Source organism: Brenneria alni, assembly GCF_003666245.1.
Taxonomy (GTDB): Bacteria; Pseudomonadota; Gammaproteobacteria; order Enterobacterales; family Enterobacteriaceae; genus Brenneria; species Brenneria alni.
This window is the reverse complement of the sequence record NZ_MJLZ01000003.1, coordinates 46,228-67,496: the sequence shown is the minus strand read 5'-3', so window position 1 is coordinate 67,496 and position 21,269 is coordinate 46,228. Positions and strand designations below refer to the sequence as shown.

The window sequence follows — 21,269 nt, the reverse complement described above, 5'->3', positions numbered from 1 at the left end:
CCCTCAATCCCAGCACAGAACAGATGCGAAATAAGCGCCGCGACATGGGTTATCTATCGGGTGGTGCCAGCCGGAATAACCATCCTGCCCGCCGATAGGGCTTACCTTGTACCAGGTCTGGTAATAGCTGGCACCAGCCCAGTTTTTGGCATATTCCGTGTCGATAACATTTTGATTAACGGCCGCATGGATAATATCTGCTTCCGAGTAGTCGCCGCGCATGACTAAAAAGCGGGCGTCATCGGAAGTGAGATAATCAACTTCACCATCATTCTTGCCTTTTGATGTGGGCTTGATTACGTCATTCATCACTAACATCCCCCAATCCGCGCGCTTGAAAACACAGCCGCGCCAGTTGATCAACAAATTCACCGGCGTCCAGGCTGTCTTGCAGCTCCGGCAACCGGGCCAAAAACGATTCATAGCTATCCACTTCATTGGCCAGCGCTAACACAGGATTGGTAAACGCCGTACCGACGCGCTGCCAGTCGCTGATAGCATCGGCTGTTAGCTGGTCGATATCGTCCTGGGGCGATGTGCGATTGAGCGCGATTTGCTCCCGGTTCATCGCGGGCAACATGGCATAGCTACCCGATTGAGCATTAACCGGCAGCAGGATTTCCGCGCCTTCCTCCGGCTCGGCCAGGCCGAACTTGTCGCGCAGTTCGGACATCTGCACTTTCATGCCCCGGTCAATCAACGGGATCAGCGACTCGACCAGCGCCTTCAGGTCTTCAGGTTCATTGATGCGTAAACAAACGCGCGGATAGTTTTCCTGCCCGCCGTAGTTGAGCATGACGAACGGGCGGATCAGGAACTCATTCAGCGTGTTCTCAAGCTGCCGCGCATCCCATTTTGCAATGTCCATGCGCACCTGGTTATGTACGTTCGCCTGGCTCTGGCTGCTGCCGTCGTCCGTGGTCATAGTCTGGCCAAGCACCGCTTTACTGGTCTGTGCGTCGCACCATTCCGCCATACCTTCGAAAAGATCGCCGCCGCCCTGGCGGCTGGCGGTTTCTTTCATATCAATCAGCATTGATTGCGGGATGGCACAACCGGCATCGCTCGCAAGGGACGCAATCGCATCAATCAGGGTCTTGATATCTTGCGGGCTGGCATTCGGCCCATATTTGCCGATGACGATGGGCAGACCAAACTTTTCGCCGAACGCCCACCAGTCCCGCACGGTAAATGATTTCAGCATGTACATGACAGCGACCAGCCGCGCCAGGCCGTTACGCAACGGCAAGCCGGATTTCAGACGGGGTTGGTGAATGATGTACTTGTAAGCGGCCAGCGGTTCGCCGTTAAACGGTTCCGCTTCGGTTAACACATGCACCTTGCGCAACGTGTCGGCGTCCATTTTGAGGAAGCGCGGATCAACCCATGAGTAGTCGCGCGGCATCCAGGGAATCGTTGACGTGTCCCACAATATTTCCGCGACGGCGATACCTTTTCCCAGACCATCAAGCAGGTCAAACAACAGCTCGGGGATTTGCGGCCGTTCCATCATGACGCGCACCGCATCCGCCAGTTTGATGTCGTTTTCATCATCGGATGCAGCTTCTACCGTCGGGACGATCCCGGCGACGGTCAACTTACGGGTACGCAGAACGCTGGAATAATGGAGATCACGCTCTTCCATCTCTTCGGCCAGGATAAAGTAGTCTAGCGGACTACCATCAGCGGCATTACGCAACACCCCGGCCAGACGGCGAGGGGTAAGGGTACTGGCGACGCTGATACCGGCATTTGCCCGACGAATGCCCGTAGAACGGGCGCGGGTCTGCTCTTGCTGCAATGCCTCTTTGCTGACCTGAACCGGTTCCCCGGTGTCGGGGTGGAGCAACTTACGGATTGCTCCGGTGACTTTATTTAACATTACAACAGCCCTCGTTGATTCTTCAGCCCACGGGTGATCCGCATCTGGCGGCGTTCTTCTCGCTCGTCCGGCCGTTCGGGTTTATTTAAGCGATGCAGCTCGTAGCGGCGGCAATCTTCTTTGCTGGCCAGAAATGCCAGAAAGATGGCATAGGCGCTGTCGCCATGACGTTTATGGCCATCGCTCCCTTTGTTCTCTTTGTCGTCAATGCCCGGTACGCCGCGCAACACGACAATCTGGCCCAGGTCGTTAATGACGTCCTCATGCTTTGGCACCACCAGTTCATCGTCTTCAAATGCGGCTTTGAAGCGCGGCATGTTCTCCCGATAGTGGGCGACGGATGGCATCACCACTTCGACTTCATTGCCGTACCGTTCGGCGGCTTGCTCCGCCAGATAGTTACCATTGCCCCGGCCATCGAGCTTGATGCCATCGCGGCGCGGCAGACGGTCACAGATGAAGTAAAGCGCCTGTTCCTGCTGCTTGTACGGAACGTTGGCTAATTCGACCAGGAACGGCACCGTGCGCGTGGTGTCCTCGTTGACGGTAATGGGCGCGAATACGGTCAGATGGCCACTGCGGGCAAAGTCTTCACCCAGCGCGTGGCGCAGGGTGACGGGTAACTGATTGAGTACAGGCAATACGGTTTGCTCTAACCACTCCTGCATATCCAGTGCGCGGAGTGATTCGTGTAGTGCGTTGTATTCCGCCGTACCAGTAAAGCGCAGTACGGGGCCAGCACCACGCGCTGCACGCTCCCGGATGGAACGCGGTAAATAGGTGCCGCCGCCGTTCTTCGGCTCGCAATAGTATTCTTCGCGAGCATCTTCCTTTGTCGCGGTATCACTCAACAAGTTTGCCAGCCACTCAGCCTCTGCTTCCTGTGACCAGATTTGGTGAGTGACCTGACAGATACGCTTATAAAGCCCCTCGCGGATGGCCAGCTCGATATCAATGCGATGAACTGAGTAACGGCGCTTACCTGCCCGACATTCTGTAATCAGGATGTTAAACAGGTGTTCAATGCCGTTATGGGTAGAGATGATGCGAACTTTACTCCCCCACATTGTCAGCGCCAATGCCGCTTTCAGTAATGCAGCCAGATCCCCCTGAAACGCTGCCTCATCGATAACGACGTTGCCCTGCATACCGCGCAAGTTTGAAGGATTGGACGACAGCGCCTTAATTTTGAAACCGCTGGCAAAATTGATGACGTAAACCAGAATGTCTTTGTCTTCATCAGCCAGAACTTCCTCGCCAACATCATCCGCTGCAAGGTTGTAGGCTTTAGCCCACATCGCACAAGCATCAATAAACTCACGGGCCATATCCTTCGTCGTGCCAACATAGAAGGTATCGCAACCGCCCGCAGTTCGTGACATTGAGCCATTTAATGCCGCATCAGCGGCTTCAGCCCAGGTTAATCCGGTACGGCGTGACTTTTCTCCGATTTTGATTTGAGCCTGATCTGCAATCCAGCGGCGCTGATAAGGCAGGAGCACTTGATCCTCATCAAACTCACCTGCGAGAATGGCAGCCGCCGATGCACTAGTAATGGCGTCGTTGGCCATCGCATTGACGGGGAGCGTTGTAGTCATCAGACAATTCCAAGAATCTGGCGACGGATATCAGCGGCGGTTTCCGCAGACAGTCCAGCCTGTTTTGTAATTTGTTCAGCCTGTTCCGCCGCTTCTTCCGCGAACGCCTGGCGGATCTCTTTTTCGCGCTTGTGGCTGACCATCTGCGCGGACTCGATACGTTGGGCAACCAACGCCAGTTGCCCCAGCGCTTTCGGCTCAACGGCTTTGTCTTTCTCAGCCAGCGCCATGGACGTTTCAAACGCCAGGGTTTTCACAAATTCCATTAGCAGCTTGCCGACATCAGACGTCGGCGCGGAACCCAGCTTTGCCGCCCATATCTCAGCCATTTCACGGGAAGCGCGAATTTTAGAGCCAACAGACTCCATCCGGCTGGCGTAGCGGTTCAGTCCGGTGCGGCTAAGCTGCATATCGTCCGGTAGGTTGTGCTCGTCAATCAGTTCGTTGATGGCCTCACGGATCTGTTCCTGGGTGTACTGCTTGTCGCGCAGCATCTGATGCAAAGCATCGCGGATAGCAGTCGGCAACAAATCAATCTTTGAAGGACGGCCACGGGTCGGGCGTTCATCGGCCATTTTTGCTCCTCGCCATCATAAGCTGTTGCTTACGCTCTTTAGCGATGGCACGGCTTAGGGCTTTCCATGCTCTGTCATATTCAGCATTTTTGGAAAGAAACGTATTGCTGAAGCTGTCCGGGGCGCTCTTGTCATACGGCTTTCCGGTGGCCTTTTCAATGGCTCCCGCAATAACTTCCCGCTCAATTTCGAGACAAACCATGACCGCCGCAAGCTGATGAATATAGCGACGGGTGGCAGTGGTATACGGTTTAACAGTCGCCATCATTACCCCCGCGCCCGTGGTTTTTTGATGCCCGGCACCACGGCCAGCCCCCGCGCAACATCGTCACCGCGTCCGGTTATCGCCGCGACAAAGCACCCGACCACGTCGTCGAGATCGATAAGTCCCTGCTCAGATAACCAGTTCAAATGCGTACGAACCTGATCGCGGGAAACGCGGTGGCCGTAGGCCAGCAAACAGGTTTGCAATACTGATTCGTTGGCGCTATCGCCCGCATCAAGCAGTGAGCGCAAGATAACTAACCGCTGATCGCTATCCAGAATTTCACGCATGGCCATGGCCTCACTTATCCTTTAACTCATTTTCCAGTAACAAATCGCTAATCCGTTGAACCTGTGCCAACTTTGGGGCCAGTGCTTTCAAATCACCCCGCAAGTTGCTCATTTCCAACTGAAGCGCATGAAGCTCTTTTTGATTCGGCATTGATGCAATAACGGTTTCCATTGCTGTTACCCGCGATTTCAGCGTGTCAACTTCCTCACGCTTCACATAAGTCTTTGCCAAAAGAATCATGACCAGGTTTACCCCGGTCATCACCAGCGCCCAAATGATGCCCCAATACTCTTTAATGACTTGCCAGTCCACGCTGAGCCTCCCGCAATTCTCTGATTTCCTGACACGTCACACAGCAAACGGCATCGGGGTGCGCGGCCAGACGTTGGGCGGGAATGTCATCTCCACAGTCATTACAAAAGCCGTATTCAATCGGGGCTTCTTTAATACGGTTTAAATGGGCATTTAACACCCGTTCCCGTTCATCAATTTCCAGCGAACTGGCGCGATCAAAATCATCCATTGCTCAGCGGCACCTTGTGTTTGCTGGATTTGCTATAACGGGCAAAACCGTCAAGCGTTCTGAATCCCAGATATCCCAGGGCCGGGGTACACAGCATCAGCGCGATATCCCAGTCCGGTGCGGGCATTGTCATTACATGCCCGGTGGCCGTGACAATGGCGGCAATCTGCTGGCCGATGCTCATCATCAGCACATAGCCAATAGAGCTATACAGCGAGAGCCTGGCCATTTTGGGGCGTGTCTGGCGCACATACTCATCCGTCGCGTTATCCCCGTTCCTGATGGTTTCCTGCTGTTCGTGCTGCGCAGCCTGCTGGTCTGCCAGCGTGGCCTTTTCCCGTTCGAGCTGAATTTGCTGCAACTGAACTTTCAGGGACTCAAGCTGAACAAGTTGCTCCGGGGGAAGCGTCGCCAGCGCGTTTTCTAACACGCGCTGTTGGTCTTGTGGATTGACTGCGCTGTTAACGCTCTCAACGATACCGGCAACCGAATCGGCTGTTTTAGCCGCATCGCTGCCGAACCAGCCGCCGACGGTGCGCAGAACGGACGGGCCAGCTTTCAGCAACACACCGGCGATAGATGAAATGGTTATCGGATCCATGGAACTCCCCAGGCGGTTGCCGTTCTGTGTAAAACCAGCGGAGTAAAGCCAGCGACCAGGAAAAATAAGGAGCCGTATTCAACACCGACATAAGCAAGACACAAAAGCCAGGCGGCGCAGAATGCACAGCAACCGATGGCACCCAGGGCGATTTGATACATGAATCGATATGGCTCTTTATCAGGCAAAAACGCCGGGTGGTCGCGGTGATAGAAAAGGATTTCGCCGCCGACGACACAACAGGTGGTTATCACTCCACCCACCAGGCCAAAAAACAGGATGCCGCTCACTGCGACGGCGATAACTAATGCTGAACAAATGGCCCAGAACCATTTGCTATTGAATATTTTGCTCACGTTCACGTTGTATTTCCTTGTAACGCTGGCATTGAAAGACAATGTCGCGCAGGTCTACAGAGTTCCAACCCTTCATGTAATAACTGGCATGTGTTCCGTCACAGCCCCGGTAATCCGTTGGTTCTGGCTTCGGGCCGTTGGCCATGCGGTGAAGCACCTCGCGGGTGAGGCGATCACGACGGCCACGGCGCATAGACGACTCCCAGCCCTTACCCATGATTAGGCTCTCGCTACCGACGCAGAGCCGCCGACAACCTCCCAAGCGGCATTGGTGACGCTATCGAGGCGGTTGTACCAGCCGTTGAGGTATTTACCCTGGGATGAATTCGACTTGATGATGTCCGCGTAATAACGCGCACGGCGTAACAGATAACGGGTAAGCAACCATTCCGGATCGGCACTGGCGACGGCCGCGCGAGTAGCTTTCCCAACGATGCCGTCCGCTGTTACCCCTGCCGCGTCCTGCAATAGTTGCAGCGCCTTTTTAACGCCATGCTGTACAGCGGAATCAAAGACGAGCAGCGAAATGCCATCCGGCCATTCATTGCAGTACGCCGGATACCAGTAGTCGCGGTAATAAATCTGGCTGGCTTGTTCGAGGGTTAAACCTTTAATACGGACGTCGGGCTTTTTATCGCCGTCAATGTCCGTCATACCGTCGGCCACACCGTCGCGCAGGTCGGAAACGCCGAATTTGGTTTCGCCGCCTTTGTCGTTAGGGTCATTGACATAACCGCCTTCTTTGCCGAGCACAAAAGTAACGGCGTGGGTGAAGGTGGGAGAGGGAAGGAATTGGCTCACTGTTGCACCTCTGAGACACTCTCTGGATAAAAAAATCAGTAGTGTTCATAGTGCGGCAGGCATAAAAAAAGCCGGATTAACCGGCTTCATTGGAAATGAGATGCTCTATTGAAACAAGAAATCTTTATATGAAAAAGCCACTAAGGCGGCGAGGACAATAAACAGTAAAATACCATATTTACTTTTATCAGTATCCACAGGGTTTTCCTTCGCATACTGAATCAGTTTGTTTCTTCTGACCAAATAGACAAAGAAAGGAATAATGAACAAAGCACCTATGGCCCATACGAATGGTGATACGCCCGTATAGTTCCCCAACGCTGTCTTATACCCACCAATTTTGTTATTGGTCGCATCGAAAAATATCCAAAAAACACAAACATAGATAACCGCATCTATTAAAATATTCCCTGCCATCGTCGTTATTCTCCCAGATTTAAATCAAATTGATGTTTTTTTACTTCAAGCCGACGCATCCGTTTGATAGCTTTATACACCGTTTTGTAAGTCACTTGGTAGCGTTCAACCAGTTCCGGCACATTGTGGCCGTCAAAATCCCGCCAGATTTTCATATCCCTAACCAGGAATTCAAGCACCTGCCCGCGCGGAAAATAGACTTGCATACCGCCGATCTGCTTGCTAATGGCAACCACAAGTTCCAGCGAGTATCGCGGGTCACAACCCAGCCGTTTCAGTTCCTGACGCAGCAACGCATTCAGTTCGGCCAGCAGCGCCGGGAAACGGGAGCGTTCACTGTCATCTTCATCAAGATGATCGAGGATACTATCATCTTGTTTATCATCAAACATATCCAGATTATCCGCCATTTTTAGCGCCTCCGTTACGTTCCAGCCACTCGATTCCGCCAGGCAGTTTCGCAACATCCTGGCCAAGGCTATGCATATGCGATAAGTAATCATCCCGGCTTTTTTCCTGGTCTGTGACCCGGCTGTTCGCGTCCTTCTCCCGCGCCGCGACATTGCTGCTCTGGGCAAACAATTGTTCTGACGTGCGATAGACCTCACGTAAATAACTGTGATTGCTGAGCGGTTTTCTGTCCCCGTTGTTGCGCTTGGCCCGGATCCGTTCGACGGTTTCGCTCAATGCGTGGGTCAGTACGCGGCCGGGCTGGTGTTGTTCCAGCACTTCATTAACCAGCTTCACGGCGCGAGAGTTAGACAAGTTCGACTTCTCCGGGCGGAACAGACCGATATAAGCCACCATAGCCTTAGCTGCACCGCCGGGTAATTTCGTTAATACGGTAAGCAACTCCCGCGCTGCATCGTCTTCCAGGATGGCGTCAAGATGCAGGTCGGAATGGCAAACCGGACAACGTGCAATTTTCATCGGCGAGCCTCATACAAATTCACAATAACGCTGTAGTCCCGCGATGCTTTACCGTTACTCGGATTAATAACAAAACCTAACCGATCAAGAAGCATGGATTTAAGCATCAACCGTATATGCCATTGCTTGATTGATTCGAGAACGCGTGTAGCTAACGATGGATTCAGCCAACCCAATTCATCAACACCGTGGCCGTTATTTAGCGATGCTGTCATACGTTTTACATAAGCATTAAGCGCCGTATCATCGCCATTTTTAACAAAGCCGTGCCGGTGCATGGTGATCCATATGGCGCGGATTTTCGCTATTTCAGCCGTTTTAACTTTCGCTGGCGTCTTTTTAAAACTGCGTTTAAACCCTTTTTCACGCAACGCGGAATAAACACTTTCTAATTCCTTGTGGTTCATTTCGCTGCAACTGGTTTTACCATTGGCAATATTGGCTAACAACGCCCGGTAAGTTTCATCGTCAATTTTCAGCGTTCCTTTTGCGACGTGAATCAGCCTGATTAATTGCGGCTTATCCATATTTCACCTCGTAATACATTGATTTTGGCGTAAGCCGATACCGAAGGGTTTACGCCATATAAATCAGAATGAAAGTATTTAGTTAATTAATCTGCCGGTTTCAGTGAAGACAATTTCACAAAAAACGGTGCCAGACTAATTTCCACAACTGCCCCGGACTTCTCTAAATCCCGAGCAACATCTTTGGTTCTAACTACTTTCCCGCCGGTTTCAGCCGTGCCGGTCAGATAGATAAAGCGCGAACCGACAGCATATTCCCGGTTAAACTCTTTTGCGTTCATCGTCACACCTTCGCAATATCGAGGCTGATTTGCTGATACTGACCATCCTGTTTGCGCTCATAAATGCGCAGGTACTGGCTGGTGCCGGACACCTGGATAGAGTCAGCGATAGCAGACATAGCGGATTGCCATTCTGGATCGTCGATATCAATCTGGCGCAAGCTAAGCACCTGATTAACATCAATCCGACCTTGTTTGTTCACGCGGAAAGCATGGTTGATGATCGCTTTTATTTTAGGATCGGCATCGGCTCCCCAGCGAATAACCAAATCATCCAGAATCTTTTTTGCCGCCTGGATTCGCTCATCAAAGACGCGATGATCGCCAACGGCTCGACGTACTTGATAACGGCCGTCAAAACTGCTCAACAGCACGTTCCCTTTGGCCCCGCCGTACTCTACACCGTACTCACTGGCAGACAGATCAACAAAGTCGGCGATTTTAGCCATCGACTCAATCTTGAATTCAACCATTGCCTGGCGCTGTTCCTTCGCCTTATTAACGATATTCAGCACAACATCATCGCGCAGCTTATCGATAGGCTTGATTAATTCCTCCGGCACCAGATGGCCAAGGGAATTCATGCGGTAGCCTGCTGGTATAGTTTCTTTATTCATTTTTCACCGCCATTTTTATTTACGTTGGCCTGCTGATTGGCAAGTTTCTCTTCAAGATTCTTTGCATACTCACTGATGCCCTTAGCAGTCCATCCGCCAGCGATGGCATCTTGAGGTAAACCATCCAGAACCTGTTCTAACTGAGCAACACGCTGTAATGCGTCGTCCCTTTGTTTTTCAGCATCCCGAATGCGTTGGTTCAGTCCAGAAAGACCCTGCTTTAATGGAACGTTATCAATTAGATTTTCGGTACTAATTCCGTCGCAAGCATTGACGCAGGCGATAATACGCCTGGCGTCCGCCTCTGCCCTCTTTTGATGAGACGGGTGATTTGACATCATACATACCGTCATTGAATCGCTGACGATATCCCAACCATACGCGCCTTTAGGCAGACGAATACGCCACGGCAGCGGTGAGTTTTCCAATCTTTTATTCATAATTAACCTCAGTTAAATAAAATAACCTCGTTTAAGTTGTCACAAGCACGTTCCAATGCATCAAACGACTCTTCTATATCAAGAACGCCGTCACTGATATCAGCCATGAAAGCATCAACATCGGCTTGTTCGGCGGCGCAGATATCTTCTAAGTCGCCTTTAATCTTTTCTATCTTCTGAAATAAATCAGATAATTTCTTTTTCCTGTCCTTATTCATATCGACCTCAGTTCCAATACCGTGGCTTTTGATTAATCGGGATTTCGATTAGATTCTGTGTATTGGCATGATCAACACAAATATCGACTGCATGAGTATGAAATCCTTCCAGCAGTTCCTTATATTTGTGGATAAAATCATGAAATACTGAATCACCCTCAATATCGATACTTGTGGCCATACCTTCCGGTGTGGAGGTGATAATCATATTCAATTTCATAACTTGCACTTGTTTATTAGCCATCCTAACCCCCATTGCATTTATAAGTTTGTTTCACTTGTTTAGAGAAAAAGTACAGTTCGCTATAGGCCGAATGCCTGTTATCGGATTCAGCCATCCCTGGAACCAATAACACACCGCTATTTAACTTTCTGGCGTGGCTATTTACTGCTTGACGTAATTTATTGGGTTCCCCCGCTAAAATTAATGTTGCGTAATCAGGTACGTTCTTCCCAAACTCAATAACACCGCTTGCCCAGGCATAGGCAATTAACACGTTGTTTATCTCCAATAGATAATGCAGTCCTGGATCGTCGCCGCCGAAACCACATGATAATGGTGCGCCTTGCGCATCAGGTCGGCGTCTGGCGCAAACACTTCAACGATGGGCCGCGAACGGCTGACATTGACATGCTTGATTTCAATATTGCGGCGTTGCAGCCAGCCGAGCGTATTAACCAATTTCGTCGCGTTAATCATGATGAAAGCCCCTCTAAATCTTTAATAGCGGCACGAATATGACATTCGGATAACGGCTCGTTTTTACCATGCGCGAACATCGCGGCCAGGCGCAGGGTATGAGATATCGTTCTTAATGCGCCGGGTTTCTCTGATAACGCATGAATTAATTCACGCTCTGCGTTTTTATTTAAACCCCATGCATCGGAAATAGCGTCTACATCGGCCTTTTTGGTTTTCAGAATGGAAACCTTTTTAGCGATACGGCTAAATAAGCGGGCAAAATCCATATTGCGGCTATTACCACCGGTTAATTTCCCGTAAACCTGATGGTTCCCAACCAACGCCAGACCAACGCCAGTTTCTTCCTGCAAAATACGCAATTCCTCCAGCACGGAATAATCGAGGTGATCGGCTTCATCAACAATCACTATGCCATTGGTTCCGCGCAGTTTACGGCGAATGGCGCGGCCCAACTGACCGGAACGGCGCGGCGCATCGCCGATCCCCAATTCTAACGCCAGCTCATACAGGCATTCGCTAAGACTGGAGCGTGATGGGGAAACGGTAATCAGCCAGACGTTGGGACGTTCAGTAGCGAACTGTTGCAGGGCGCGCGTTTTACCCACGCCTGAATTGCCGTAAATAACGGTGATGCACTGCGCAAGCTGCGCGTATTGCAACGCATTCCAGATTTGTTTAACCGTGCGTGTAGCAATAAAGTCCGGCGCGATTGGCATTTCATTTGTGCGGCGCGAGCGGTTATCAAGCCATACAGTCAGCTTATTAGCGAGAGAATGATTATCCCCACGGTAGGCATCATTAACAAATTGTGAAAGCTGGCTATTTGAAACCCCGATTTCACGCGCGACGGCGGCATAATTAATATCGGAATTATCAACGGCATTACGTACCGCTGCGCGAACGGTATTAATAGTTTCTTGCTGTTGGTCTAAATCAATTACGTTAGTCATTCTGCTTCTCCGTTAAATATGGTTCTTTTGAAAATCGGTGTATAACTGGCTTACAGCATTGCCAAAGGCTTCTTCTGATTCTTCGTCGATCTCTTCCTCAACTAAATGGCGCTGCATGGTATTACCGGCAGGGCGCAGGATTTCCACCACCCGCGATTCAGGCGGGGCCGGTGGAACGGTATCTGGCATAAGCTCGGCCGCTTCCAGCGCCGACATGCGTCTCGCAGCTTGTGCGGCTTCTTTGGTACGTTTAACGAATTGGGTACGGTTACGTTTATGCTCACGCGCCGCCTGGGTATCCCCAAAGCCGGTTTTCTCAATACAGGCCGCTTCACAAATAAAGCGGCCGTCTAGCGTGTAGCAAAGAACGCTTTGATGCAGGTTTTGCGGGTCGAAACGCACCACGACTTTATTAGGTTTAAGGCCCAGTAAACGCTCGTTAAAGTAACGGTTTTTACGCGCCTGAACCTTGCCGCCCGCTTCCATGACAAACGTACCGGATTCACTGATGCGTACCGCTTCGGCAGGCAACAGCAGCAAACGGCGCTGTTCCGGCGTGGCTTTGCGGATAGTCGCTTGTTGATAGCTTTCTTCAAATGCGTCATCAAACGACATCATGCCCCGGCAGATCTCGGTATTACGGTTCGGGCGACGGTTCCAGAATGCGATCCCCTCGGCCAGCGCTTTCAAGAAAACATCGGCATCGACCACCCGGTCACCATAATTATCCGGCTTATCTATCGGATTTGGCCCAGTATGCGCCCCCGCCAGTAAAGGATGCTTATCAACCGCTTCGCCCAGGCCACCGTGAGAGAACGCACGTTCAACCGGTTTCGCCTGGCCATGGCCGCGCCCAAACATCACGCTAGTCCAATGCAACTCGATACCGAGCAAAGGAATAATCCCTTTCGGGTCATCCTCTTTAACTTTGAAGCGGTAGCGGTTAGGAACGCCGCCCGTTGTCCATTTGTTTGCCGCCGCCATCGTGTTATCGATTGTCAGCTTGCGCGGAATACCGTAGCGCTCAATCATGTCTGAGAGAGACAGACGGATCGAATCGCTGTTTTCGCTGACGTCGGTACGCCAGGCCAATATCTTGCGGGTACGAATGTCTTGCCAAATCCATGTTTTTGGTCGCAAAATTTCTCCATTGAACCAGCGCACAAACACGTTATGCTGATAACCATCGCCGTTAACCCATTCCATTGCAGCGATATCGGCAACGGTACGTTCCTGACAAGGAAATAGACGCATGGCCGCATGTTCGCCTTCACGCAACAGCACCCGCTGTTCAACCGGAATATCGCGTTCCAGCTTGCGGCGTATAGATGACAGGCTTGGAATAGTCCATCCGTTTGACTCAGCAGCTTCGGCTAAACGGGCATAGACGGTTCTGAGGGCCGGACGTTCCGGGCGCAGGTAATCAGCAAGAAAGAAATCCCACGCCTTCGGATCACAATCTGCTTCTTTCTTACGGCGGGTTTCGATGTTATGGCCATATTGCCCCAATAGCGACGCAACCCAGTCTTCACGCGCAAACTTACGCGCGGTGTAGTACCAGCGACGCACGGAAGCAACTGATGCATCATGTGTTTCGGCAACAGCATCGAACGCTGATACAACATCAACACCCTTCTCAACCAGCGCAGAGACAGTAATCACCGCTTCGGTTTTTTTCTGCGCCGCCAGCCGTTGCTTTTCAGTAGCGGATTCCCAACGATGCCAAAGGACTTCGCGGCAATAATTGTCTGAATCGTTTCTAGGTTTTATTTCATATGTTTTTCCAGAAACTAAAACTTTGCCTAACCGCTTTAGATGTTGAATCTGTGCTACAGAAGGTAAATCGACTAAAGAATACTCAATCGCTTTTCCTTGAACGCCCTCTCTTTTCCTCGACTCCCACCCTTGGCGTTTAGCCATCTTGTGAATACCTTGAATAGTCCCTGGGACGCCAGACAATCCAAGACATTGATAAGCTGATATCCATTGTTTAGACATGCTCAATCCCTCAATAAATATCGTAACGGCTTGGCCAAATATCTGAAGGGCTTACACCTATGGCTTCGGCAATGATTTTTTCCCCTTTGGGATATGGTCGTACCAGAGCATTGCGCAGTGTAGAGGAGCTTAATCCTGACTTACGTGATAAAGCCGCAAGCGTAGTCCCTCTCTTTTTTAGGGCTGCGCTCACATCAGCCTGATGCCAATCATTTTTAATCATTCACATAACCTCTATTTCGTTCTATGCTTTACGATCAACCAAAACGCTAACCGTTTTTACTTAGTCTTAGCGTTAAGTTTATTAATAAACCATAAAATATCAACCAGTTTATGTAAAAATTAGAAATTTTTTTCTTACCCTTTGATTTTAATTGATTTGTTTTTTCATAAACCAAGTTTAAGTAAAGGTGATTTATGATAAACCGGTGGATGTCACCAAAAGAGATAGCCGCCATCCCTGGAATGCCTAAGTCCATTCAAGGTGTTCACAAAAAAGCGAAACGTGATGGATGGGAATGCAGGAAGAGAGAAGGGGTTCAAGGACCAGGCTTGGAATATTTTGTCCCTGTAGATGATCTTTCATCAACTATTGATAAACCAAAACCTGAAGATAATAATGCTGAATTTCAATTTCTTGATGAGTTCGCGTTAGTTCCGGGTTACAGAGTGCAAGTTTCAGCCGGGTACGGTTCACTTAACGATACAGGGCTTTCCCCATGTAGATATTTGGCATTTAGGCGTAAGTGGTTGAGTTATAGAGGTTTTAACGAAAGAGACTTAGTAATTGTCTGGGCCAAAGGCGATTCTATGGAACCCACAATTGGTAATAACAATACACTGCTTATAAATACCGCGCGTAAAAAGCCTGTAGACGGCAACATGTATGTGATTCGCCAAGAAGATATGCTGTGGGTAAAGAGAATTCAGACGCAACCTAATGGGGCATTGTTACTTATCAGCGATAATACAGCTTATCCCCCGATGGAAATACGGCGCGACGAATTGCATAACTTTGAGGTGATTGGGCAAGTTGTGCACATCGCTAAAGATGTTGGCGACTAGGATTTAAACATAGTTTAAACGGAAGATTGCGGATAAGTGGATTTATCGAACTAAACGAACAAACATCCAAATCCACTTTTTTTCTCATTTTGATTTTTTCGACTAAACCCTGATAAAATGTTTCTCGTTATTGCTCCAGCCACCGCCACGCAAGGCTTGCCAATACCAACGTGATCCCGTTAATTTCCGCCAATTCCCTAGTTTCTGTTTTTAATTCTTACTGACTCATAACATCGGTAGCGTTCTTTAACCGCCAGGCTTGCTGTCATCCAATACGTTCATTTCTTTGATTAAAGACACATCACTTGCGGCCGTCATTACGTTTCTGGAAATGTTTTTATCCGCGCTGCGCATTGTGTCTGTCACCTACGAACAACTGATTCTTTATGTTGAAACTGCGTTGATTTATCTGATGTTCAGCACAGTACTGAGCCAGTTGCAGGTGAGGCTCGAAAAATATTACCAGCGTCATATCGTGCAATACAATAATGATTGCACCAGCCTGCTCATTTTCCTGCTGATGAAAATCTACAGCCGGAAGATGGCGTTGTCCTGTTTAAAGATACCAGCCATACCTTTACTATGTGATTCACGACGGTGCGTAGCGAAGCTCGGTGCCGTTATAGTTGAGCGTAAAGGTATAACAGGCGCGTTTTTCATCGCCAGTGAAAGTGGAGATTAAAATATTGGGTGATACATGTTGTTACTGATCGATAACTACGACTCCTTTACCTACAACCTGTATCAGTATTTTTGTGAGTTAGGTGCTGAAGTACTGGTGAAGCGTAATGATGAACTAGAACTGGAAGATATTGAACGGCTGTCACCAGCACAGTTAGTTATCTCGCCTGGGCCCTGCACGCCGGATGAAGCGGGCATTTCGCTGGTGGCCATCCGCCACTTTGCCGGCAGGTTGCCAATTCTTGGCGTTTGTCTTGGGCATCAGGCAATAGGACAAGCATTTGGCGCCCGTATTGTCCGGGCGCGACAGGTGATGCACGGCAAAACGTCGGTGATACAGCACAGCAATATAGGTGTCTTTACCGGATTGACCCAACCGCTGACAGTGACGCGCTATCATTCACTGGTGATTGAATCCGCTTCTCTCCCCGACTGCTTTGAAGTAACGGCCTGGAGTGAATGCAACGGCGAACGTGACGAAATCATGGGTATTCGGCATCGGTACTTGCCCTTAGAAGGTGTTCAGTTTCATCCGGAAAGTATTCTCAGCCAGCAAGGACACCAGCTTTTAGATAATTTTCTTAAAATATAGTCAGATAGAAAATTATTTTTCTTTCCGGCTCATTTAGCATTGTCTTAAATTGATTTTTTATGCATATTTATTGACTATATTTTCATTTTAAAGTGGCTAGTATCGGAGCATGGCAGCTAATGGCGACAGATAAAAAAACAGTTACTCGGGAAACTCACGACAAAGTTATTTTGCCGGTTTACGCACCAGCACAGTTTGTACCGGTAAGAGGTAAAGGAAGCCGGGTGTGGGATCAACAGGGACGAGAATACATTGATTTCTCTGGTGGAATAGCGGTTACAGCACTTGGCCATTGTCATCCTGCTCTGGTAGCCGCTTTACAGCAGCAGGGAGAAAAGCTGTGGCATACCAGCAATATTTTTACCAATGAGCCAGCGTTGCGGTTGGCCAGCAAACTGATTAATGCAACTTTTGCCGACCGGGTATTTTTTGTTAACTCAGGTGCAGAGGCAAACGAAGCGGCTTTCAAACTGGCACGCCACTACGCAATCAAACGTTACAGTCCATATAAAACTAAAATCATTGCATTTTATAACGCGTTTCATGGACGTACTCTGTTTACCGTGTCTGTTGGTGGTCAGGCTAAATATGCTGATGGTTTCGGGCCAAAACCTGCCGATATCGTACACGTTCCTTTTAATGACCTGGCGGCAGTCAAAGCCGTGATGGATGACCATACCTGCGCAGTAGTGCTGGAGCCCGTTCAGGGAGAGGGTGGTATTACGCCAGCAACACCGGAGTTCCTACAAGGCGTACGTGAACTGTGCGACCAGTATAAAGCTCTGCTGGTATTTGATGAAGTACAGTGCGGGATGGGTCGTACGGGCAAGCTGTTTACTTATATGCATTACGGCATTACGCCAGACATTCTCACAACGGCCAAAGCATTAGGTGGCGGATTCCCTATCAGCGCCATGCTCACCACGGAAGAGATTGCCTCAGTAATGACAGTTGGCGTACACGGCACGACTTATGGTGGCAATCCACTGGCCTGTGCAGTAGCGGAGGCGGCGCTGGATACCATCAATACACCTGAAGTGCTATCAGGCGTAAAGGATCGTCACGACCAGCTTGTCAGAGCATTAGAAAAGATTAACCAGCAGTATGGTATCTTTGAGCAGATCCGTGGTATGGGGTTATTGCTGGGAGCAGAGCTTAATCCACAATGGCATGGCCGGGCACGCGACTTTTTGGCCGCAGCGGCAGAACACGGTGTAATGATATTGATGGCGGGGCCGGATGTGATTCGTTTCGTGCCTTCTCTGGTCATTGACCCTAAAGATATTGAGCAGGGAATGGAACTGTTTACCAAGGCGGTAGAACAAATCGTTAATGCCGCCATTTGATTAGCGTGGTTTTATCTTTTACAACGAACGGCACCTCAATGTCTGGCTAATATTTCTCTATCGCAGCACCTCACCAGAATGCAAAAAGCCCCAGTCTTGCGACTGAGGCTTTCTACTTCGTTTGATGCCTGGCAGTTCCCTACTCTCACATGGGGAGACCCCACACTACCATCGGCGCTACGGCGTTTCACTGCTGAGTTCGGCATGGGGTCAGGTGGGACCACCGCGCTATCGCCGCCAGGCAAATCTGTTTCATCCCGACCGTTACGCTTTTCTTTTGCGCAACCACCGGAACCAATCTCAAAACAAGCTGAATATCTTCTGAGTCTATTCGTATCATCCTGATACCCTCCCCTTCGGGACCAGCGCTCCGCACTCCTCAAAATCGTTACCGTCGATTTTGTCTCAATAAAACACCTTCGGTGTTGTAAGGTTAAGCCTCTCGGGTCATTAGTACTGGTCAGCTCAACGTATCGCTACGCTTACACACCCAGCCTATCTACGTCGTCGTCTTCAACGGCCCTTCAGGGGACTCTACTCTGTCCCAGGGAAGACTCATCTCGAGGCAAGTTTCCCGCTTAGATGCTTTCAGCGGTTATCTCTTCCGCACTTAGCTACCGGGCAATGCAATTGGCATCACAACCCGTACACCAGCGGTGCGTTCACTCCGGTCCTCTCGTACTAGGAGCAACCCCTCTCAATCTTCCAACGCCCACGGCAGATAGGGACCGAACTGTCTCACGACGTTCTAAACCCAGCTCGCGTACCACTTTAAATGGCGAACAGCCATACCCTTGGGACCTACTTCAGCCCCAGGATGTGATGAGCCGACATCGAGGTGCCAAACACCGCCGTCGATATGAACTCTTGGGCGGTATCAGCCTGTTATCCCCGGAGTACCTTTTATCCGTTGAGCGATGGCCCTTCCATGCAGAACCACCGGATCACTAAGACCTGCTTTCGCACCTGCTCGAGCCGTCACTCTCGCAGTCAAGCTAGCTTATGCCTTTGCACTAACCTCCTGATGTCCGACCAGGATTAGCTAACCTTCGTGCTCCTCCGTTACTCTTTGGGAGGAGACCGCCCCAGTCAAACTACCCACCAGACACTGTCCGCAACCCCGCTCAGGGGCCCACGTTAGAACATCAAACATTAAAGGGTGGTATTTCAAGGTCGGCTCCACGCAGACTGGCGTCCACGCTTCAATGCCTCCCACCTATCCTACACATCAAGGCTCAAGGTTCAGTGTCAAGCTATAGTAAAGGTTCACGGGGTCTTTCCGTCTTGCCGCGGGTACACTGCATCTTCACAGCGAGTTCAATTTCACTGAGTCTCGGGTGGAGACAGCCTGGCCATCATTACGCCATTCGTGCAGGTCGGAACTTACCCGACAAGGAATTTCGCTACCTTAGGACCGTTATAGTTACGGCCGCCGTTTACCGGGGCTTCGATCAAGAGCTTCAGCTTGCGCTTAACCCCATCAATTAACCTTCCGGCACCGGGCAGGCGTCACACCGTATACGTCCACTTTCGTGTTTGCACAGTGCTGTGTTTTTATTAAACAGTTGCAGCCAGCTGGTATCTGCGACTGGGTCCAGCTCCATCCGCAAGGGACTTCACCAACCCCAGCGTGCCTTCTCCCGAAGTTACGGCACCATTTTGCCTAGTTCCTTCACCCGAGTTCTCTCAAGCGCCTGAGTATTCTCTACCTGACCACCTGTGTCGGTTTGGGGTACGATTGATTGTTACCTGGTGCTTAGAGGCTTTTCCTGGAAGCGTAGCATCGGTTACTTCAGCTCCGTAGAGCCTCGTCATCACGCCTCAGTGTTAACAATGACCCGGATTTTCCAAAGTCATCCACCTTCACGCTTAAACCGGGACGACCGTCGCCCGGCCAACCTAGCTTTCTCCGTCCCCCCTTCGCAGTAACAACCAGTACGGGAATATTAACCCGTTTCCCATCGACTACGCCTTTCGGCCTCGCCTTAGGGGTCGACTCACCCTGCCCCGATTAACGTTGGACAGGAAACCTTGGTCTTCCGGCGTGCGGGTTTTTCACCCGCATTATCGTTACTTATGTCAGCATTCGCACTTCTGATACCTCCAGCAACCCTCACAGGCCACCTTCAACGGCTTACAGAACGCTCCCCTACCCAACGAACGTATCCTTAAAACGCCTTGCCGTCTGTCGGCACTCAGCCCGACTCAACGTTTAGTGTGGCTTGAACGTGCCAGCTTCGCCGTCACGTTAAGCGTTTTAAGTGATACGTTCGCTGCCGCAGCTTCGGTGCATGGTTTAGCCCCGTTACATCTTCCGCGCAGGCCGACTCGACCAGTGAGCTATTACGCTTTCTTTAAATGATGGCTGCTTCTAAGCCAACATCCTGGCTGTCTGGGCCTTCCCACATCGTTTCCCACTTAACCATGACTTTGGGACCTTAGCTGGCGGTCTGGGTTGTTTCCCTCTTCACGACGGACGTTAGCACCCGCCGTGTGTCTCCCGTGATAACATTCTACGGTATTCGCAGTTTGCATCGAGTTGGTAAGTCGGGATGACCCCCTAGTCGAAACAGTGCTCTACCCCCGTAGATGAATTCACGAGGCGCTACCTAAATAGCTTTCGGGGAGAACCAGCTATCTCCCGGTTTGATTGGCCTTTCACCCCCAGCCACAAGTCATCCGCTAATTTTTCAACATTAGTCGGTTCGGTCCTCCAGTTAGTGTTACCCAACCTTCAACCTGCCCATGGCTAGATCACCGGGTTTCGGGTCTATACCCTGCAACTTGACGCCCAGTTAAGACTCGGTTTCCCTACGGCTCCCCTATGCGGTTAACCTTGCTACAGAATATAAGTCGCTGACCCATTATACAAAAGGTACGCAGTCACCCCACCCCAAAACATTCGCTTTCGCTGCGCGAACTCGCCTGTCTTTGCACGATGTGCAAAGCGCCCTGCGATATCTGCACTGCTGTTTTATTCGGTTTGACGTCGCTTCGCTCCGTCAACACGTTACAGCAAACGCTTTGGTGGTGGGGCTCCCACTGCTTGTACGTACACGGTTTCAGGTTCTCTTTCACTCCCCTCGCCGGGGTTCTTTTCGCCTTTCCCTCACGGTACTGGTTCACTATCGGTCAGTCAGGAGTATTTAGCCTTGGAGGATGGTCCCCCCATCTTCAGACAGGATATCTCGTGTCCCGCCCTACTCTTCGAGCTCACAGCCTCTGCGTCTTCGTGTACGGGACTATCACCCTCTGTCGTGCGACTTTCCAGACGCTTCCACTGACACACAAACTGATTCACACTCTGGGCTACTCCCCGTTCGCTCGCCGCTACTGGGGGAATCTCGGTTGATTTCTTTTCCTCGGGGTACTGAGATGTTTCAGTTCCCCCGGTTCGCCTCGCAACACTATGTATTCATGTTGCGATAGTGTGTCGAAACACACTGGGTTTCCCCATTCGGGTATCGTCGGGTATTACGGTTCATATCACCTTGCCGACGCTTTTCGCAGATTAGCACGCCCTTCATCGCCTCTGACTGCCTAGGCATCCACCGTGTACGCTTAGTCGCTTAACCTCACAACCCGAAGGTGTTTCTTTATTGGCGTGGCTGC

At 50.4% G+C, this 21,269-nt stretch carries 29 protein-coding genes, 2 rRNA genes and 1 pseudogene; 4 read left to right on the top strand and 28 right to left on the bottom strand.

The features are described 5' to 3' along the window. Positions 1-3: 3 nt before the first annotated feature. The 26 genes from BIY29_RS02440 to BIY29_RS02310 all read right to left on the bottom strand — a co-directional run bounded on the left by BIY29_RS02440 (position 4) and on the right by BIY29_RS02310 (position 14,196). On the bottom strand, positions 4-309 hold the full coding sequence (locus BIY29_RS02440) for a hypothetical protein (RefSeq protein ID WP_121573643.1): 306 nt from the start codon (positions 307-309) through the stop codon (positions 4-6). After that, entirely contained in the window at positions 302-1,882 is a 1,581-nt protein-coding gene (locus tag BIY29_RS02435; RefSeq protein ID WP_121573436.1) for a DUF935 domain-containing protein, read from the bottom strand. Before BIY29_RS02435 ends, BIY29_RS02440 begins: the two co-directional genes overlap by 8 nt. Beyond that, positions 1,882-3,453: a terminase large subunit domain-containing protein gene (locus tag BIY29_RS02430; protein ID WP_121573639.1), complete on the bottom strand. Its 1,572-nt coding sequence runs from the start codon at positions 3,451-3,453 to the stop codon at positions 1,882-1,884. Before BIY29_RS02430 ends, BIY29_RS02435 begins: the two co-directional genes overlap by 1 nt. 26 nt (positions 3,454-3,479) lie before the next feature. Next, positions 3,480-4,055, bottom strand: coding sequence for a DUF3486 family protein (locus BIY29_RS02420; RefSeq protein WP_121573434.1), 576 nt, complete (start codon positions 4,053-4,055; stop codon positions 3,480-3,482). Next, entirely contained in the window at positions 4,045-4,323 is a 279-nt protein-coding gene (locus BIY29_RS02415) for a hypothetical protein (RefSeq protein WP_121573432.1), read from the bottom strand. Before BIY29_RS02415 ends, BIY29_RS02420 begins: the two co-directional genes overlap by 11 nt. Then, complete coding sequence (locus BIY29_RS02410; RefSeq protein ID WP_121573636.1) at positions 4,323-4,610, bottom strand: VpaChn25_0724 family phage protein; 288 nt, start codon at positions 4,608-4,610, stop codon at positions 4,323-4,325. The genes BIY29_RS02415 and BIY29_RS02410 overlap by 1 nt, the downstream gene beginning before the upstream one ends. 10 nt (positions 4,611-4,620) lie before the next feature. Continuing rightward, positions 4,621-4,923: a DUF2730 family protein gene (locus BIY29_RS02405; protein WP_095835537.1), complete on the bottom strand. Its 303-nt coding sequence runs from the start codon at positions 4,921-4,923 to the stop codon at positions 4,621-4,623. After that, positions 4,904-5,134 carry a TraR/DksA family transcriptional regulator gene (locus BIY29_RS02400; RefSeq protein WP_095835538.1) on the bottom strand — a complete coding sequence of 77 codons (231 nt, stop codon included), beginning with the start codon at positions 5,132-5,134 and terminating at the stop codon, positions 4,904-4,906. Before BIY29_RS02400 ends, BIY29_RS02405 begins: the two co-directional genes overlap by 20 nt. Then, positions 5,127-5,735, bottom strand: coding sequence for a hypothetical protein (locus BIY29_RS02395; RefSeq protein WP_121573430.1), 609 nt, complete (start codon positions 5,733-5,735; stop codon positions 5,127-5,129). Before BIY29_RS02395 ends, BIY29_RS02400 begins: the two co-directional genes overlap by 8 nt. After that, positions 5,723-6,097, bottom strand: a complete 375-nt coding sequence (locus BIY29_RS02390; protein WP_121573428.1) for a hypothetical protein — start codon at positions 6,095-6,097, stop codon at positions 5,723-5,725. The genes BIY29_RS02395 and BIY29_RS02390 overlap by 13 nt, the downstream gene beginning before the upstream one ends. Beyond that, the gene (locus BIY29_RS02385; protein WP_113865497.1) at positions 6,072-6,308 is read right to left on the bottom strand and encodes a hypothetical protein; all 237 of its coding nucleotides are present in this window, start codon (positions 6,306-6,308) and stop codon (positions 6,072-6,074) included. The genes BIY29_RS02390 and BIY29_RS02385 overlap by 26 nt, the downstream gene beginning before the upstream one ends. A 2-nt stretch (positions 6,309-6,310) precedes the next feature. Then, positions 6,311-6,892 carry a glycoside hydrolase family 108 protein gene (locus BIY29_RS02380; protein WP_121573426.1) on the bottom strand — a complete coding sequence of 194 codons (582 nt, stop codon included), beginning with the start codon at positions 6,890-6,892 and terminating at the stop codon, positions 6,311-6,313. A gap of 105 nt (positions 6,893-6,997) precedes the next feature. Continuing rightward, positions 6,998-7,309 carry a hypothetical protein gene (locus tag BIY29_RS02375; RefSeq protein WP_121573424.1) on the bottom strand — a complete coding sequence of 104 codons (312 nt, stop codon included), beginning with the start codon at positions 7,307-7,309 and terminating at the stop codon, positions 6,998-7,000. A 5-nt stretch (positions 7,310-7,314) separates the two neighbouring features. Beyond that, the gene (locus BIY29_RS02370; RefSeq protein ID WP_121573422.1) at positions 7,315-7,719 is read right to left on the bottom strand and encodes a Mor transcription activator family protein; all 405 of its coding nucleotides are present in this window, start codon (positions 7,717-7,719) and stop codon (positions 7,315-7,317) included. After that, on the bottom strand, positions 7,709-8,239 hold the full coding sequence (locus BIY29_RS02365) for a hypothetical protein (RefSeq protein WP_121573420.1): 531 nt from the start codon (positions 8,237-8,239) through the stop codon (positions 7,709-7,711). The genes BIY29_RS02370 and BIY29_RS02365 overlap by 11 nt, the downstream gene beginning before the upstream one ends. Further along, a complete protein-coding gene (locus BIY29_RS02360; protein WP_121573418.1) occupies positions 8,236-8,766 on the bottom strand; it encodes a gp16 family protein in 531 nt (176 codons plus the stop codon). The genes BIY29_RS02365 and BIY29_RS02360 overlap by 4 nt, the downstream gene beginning before the upstream one ends. 86 nt (positions 8,767-8,852) lie before the next feature. Then, the gene (locus BIY29_RS02355; protein ID WP_121573416.1) at positions 8,853-9,047 is read right to left on the bottom strand and encodes a hypothetical protein; all 195 of its coding nucleotides are present in this window, start codon (positions 9,045-9,047) and stop codon (positions 8,853-8,855) included. Between the two features lie 2 nt (positions 9,048-9,049). Next, positions 9,050-9,664 carry a DUF3164 family protein gene (locus BIY29_RS02350; RefSeq protein WP_121573414.1) on the bottom strand — a complete coding sequence of 205 codons (615 nt, stop codon included), beginning with the start codon at positions 9,662-9,664 and terminating at the stop codon, positions 9,050-9,052. Next, on the bottom strand, positions 9,661-10,104 hold the full coding sequence (locus BIY29_RS02345) for a hypothetical protein (RefSeq protein ID WP_113865505.1): 444 nt from the start codon (positions 10,102-10,104) through the stop codon (positions 9,661-9,663). The genes BIY29_RS02350 and BIY29_RS02345 overlap by 4 nt, the downstream gene beginning before the upstream one ends. Positions 10,105-10,112: 8 nt before the next feature. Further along, on the bottom strand, positions 10,113-10,322 hold the full coding sequence (locus BIY29_RS02340; protein WP_121573412.1) for a hypothetical protein: 210 nt from the start codon (positions 10,320-10,322) through the stop codon (positions 10,113-10,115). A 7-nt stretch (positions 10,323-10,329) separates the two neighbouring features. After that, a complete protein-coding gene (locus BIY29_RS02335) occupies positions 10,330-10,566 on the bottom strand; it encodes a hypothetical protein (RefSeq protein WP_121573410.1) in 237 nt (78 codons plus the stop codon). Position 10,567: 1 nt separating this feature from the next. Beyond that, positions 10,568-10,819 (bottom strand): host nuclease inhibitor protein, encoded by a 252-nt coding sequence (locus BIY29_RS02330; protein ID WP_147437132.1) that lies wholly within the window; start codon positions 10,817-10,819, stop codon positions 10,568-10,570. Between the two features lie 5 nt (positions 10,820-10,824). Then, positions 10,825-11,022, bottom strand: a complete 198-nt coding sequence (locus tag BIY29_RS02325; RefSeq protein WP_121573406.1) for a hypothetical protein — start codon at positions 11,020-11,022, stop codon at positions 10,825-10,827. Next, positions 11,019-11,975 carry an AAA family ATPase gene (locus BIY29_RS02320; protein ID WP_121573404.1) on the bottom strand — a complete coding sequence of 319 codons (957 nt, stop codon included), beginning with the start codon at positions 11,973-11,975 and terminating at the stop codon, positions 11,019-11,021. Before BIY29_RS02320 ends, BIY29_RS02325 begins: the two co-directional genes overlap by 4 nt. Before the next feature lie 12 nt (positions 11,976-11,987). Continuing rightward, positions 11,988-13,973 carry a transposase domain-containing protein gene (locus tag BIY29_RS02315; RefSeq protein WP_121573402.1) on the bottom strand — a complete coding sequence of 662 codons (1,986 nt, stop codon included), beginning with the start codon at positions 13,971-13,973 and terminating at the stop codon, positions 11,988-11,990. Positions 13,974-13,983: 10 nt separating this feature from the next. Next, positions 13,984-14,196, bottom strand: a complete 213-nt coding sequence (locus tag BIY29_RS02310; RefSeq protein ID WP_121573400.1) for a helix-turn-helix domain-containing protein — start codon at positions 14,194-14,196, stop codon at positions 13,984-13,986. A 194-nt stretch (positions 14,197-14,390) separates the two neighbouring features. On the opposite strand from BIY29_RS02310, the gene BIY29_RS02305 reads away from it, so the two are divergent. The 4 genes and pseudogenes from BIY29_RS02305 to argD all read left to right on the top strand — a co-directional run bounded on the left by BIY29_RS02305 (position 14,391) and on the right by argD (position 17,657). Next, entirely contained in the window at positions 14,391-15,038 is a 648-nt protein-coding gene (locus tag BIY29_RS02305; RefSeq protein WP_205680297.1) for a helix-turn-helix domain-containing protein, read from the top strand. Positions 15,039-15,306: 268 nt separating this feature from the next. Then, a pseudogene (locus tag BIY29_RS02300) lies at positions 15,307-15,513 on the top strand (cysteine ABC transporter permease); the annotation flags it as partial. A gap of 222 nt (positions 15,514-15,735) precedes the next feature. Beyond that, positions 15,736-16,311 (top strand): aminodeoxychorismate synthase component II, encoded by a 576-nt coding sequence (locus BIY29_RS02295; protein ID WP_121573398.1) that lies wholly within the window; start codon positions 15,736-15,738, stop codon positions 16,309-16,311. 119 nt (positions 16,312-16,430) lie between these two features. Continuing rightward, a complete protein-coding gene (gene argD, locus BIY29_RS02290; protein WP_121573396.1) occupies positions 16,431-17,657 on the top strand; it encodes a bifunctional acetylornithine/succinyldiaminopimelate transaminase in 1,227 nt (408 codons plus the stop codon). Between the two features lie 126 nt (positions 17,658-17,783). On the opposite strand, the gene rrf is transcribed toward argD, so the two are convergent. Together rrf and BIY29_RS02280 are read right to left on the bottom strand one after the other, a co-directional pair. Further along, positions 17,784-17,899 (bottom strand): 5S ribosomal RNA (gene rrf / locus BIY29_RS02285). A 187-nt stretch (positions 17,900-18,086) separates the two neighbouring features. After that, a 23S ribosomal RNA gene (locus BIY29_RS02280) occupies positions 18,087-21,232 on the bottom strand. Between the last annotated feature and the right edge of the window lie 37 nt (positions 21,233-21,269).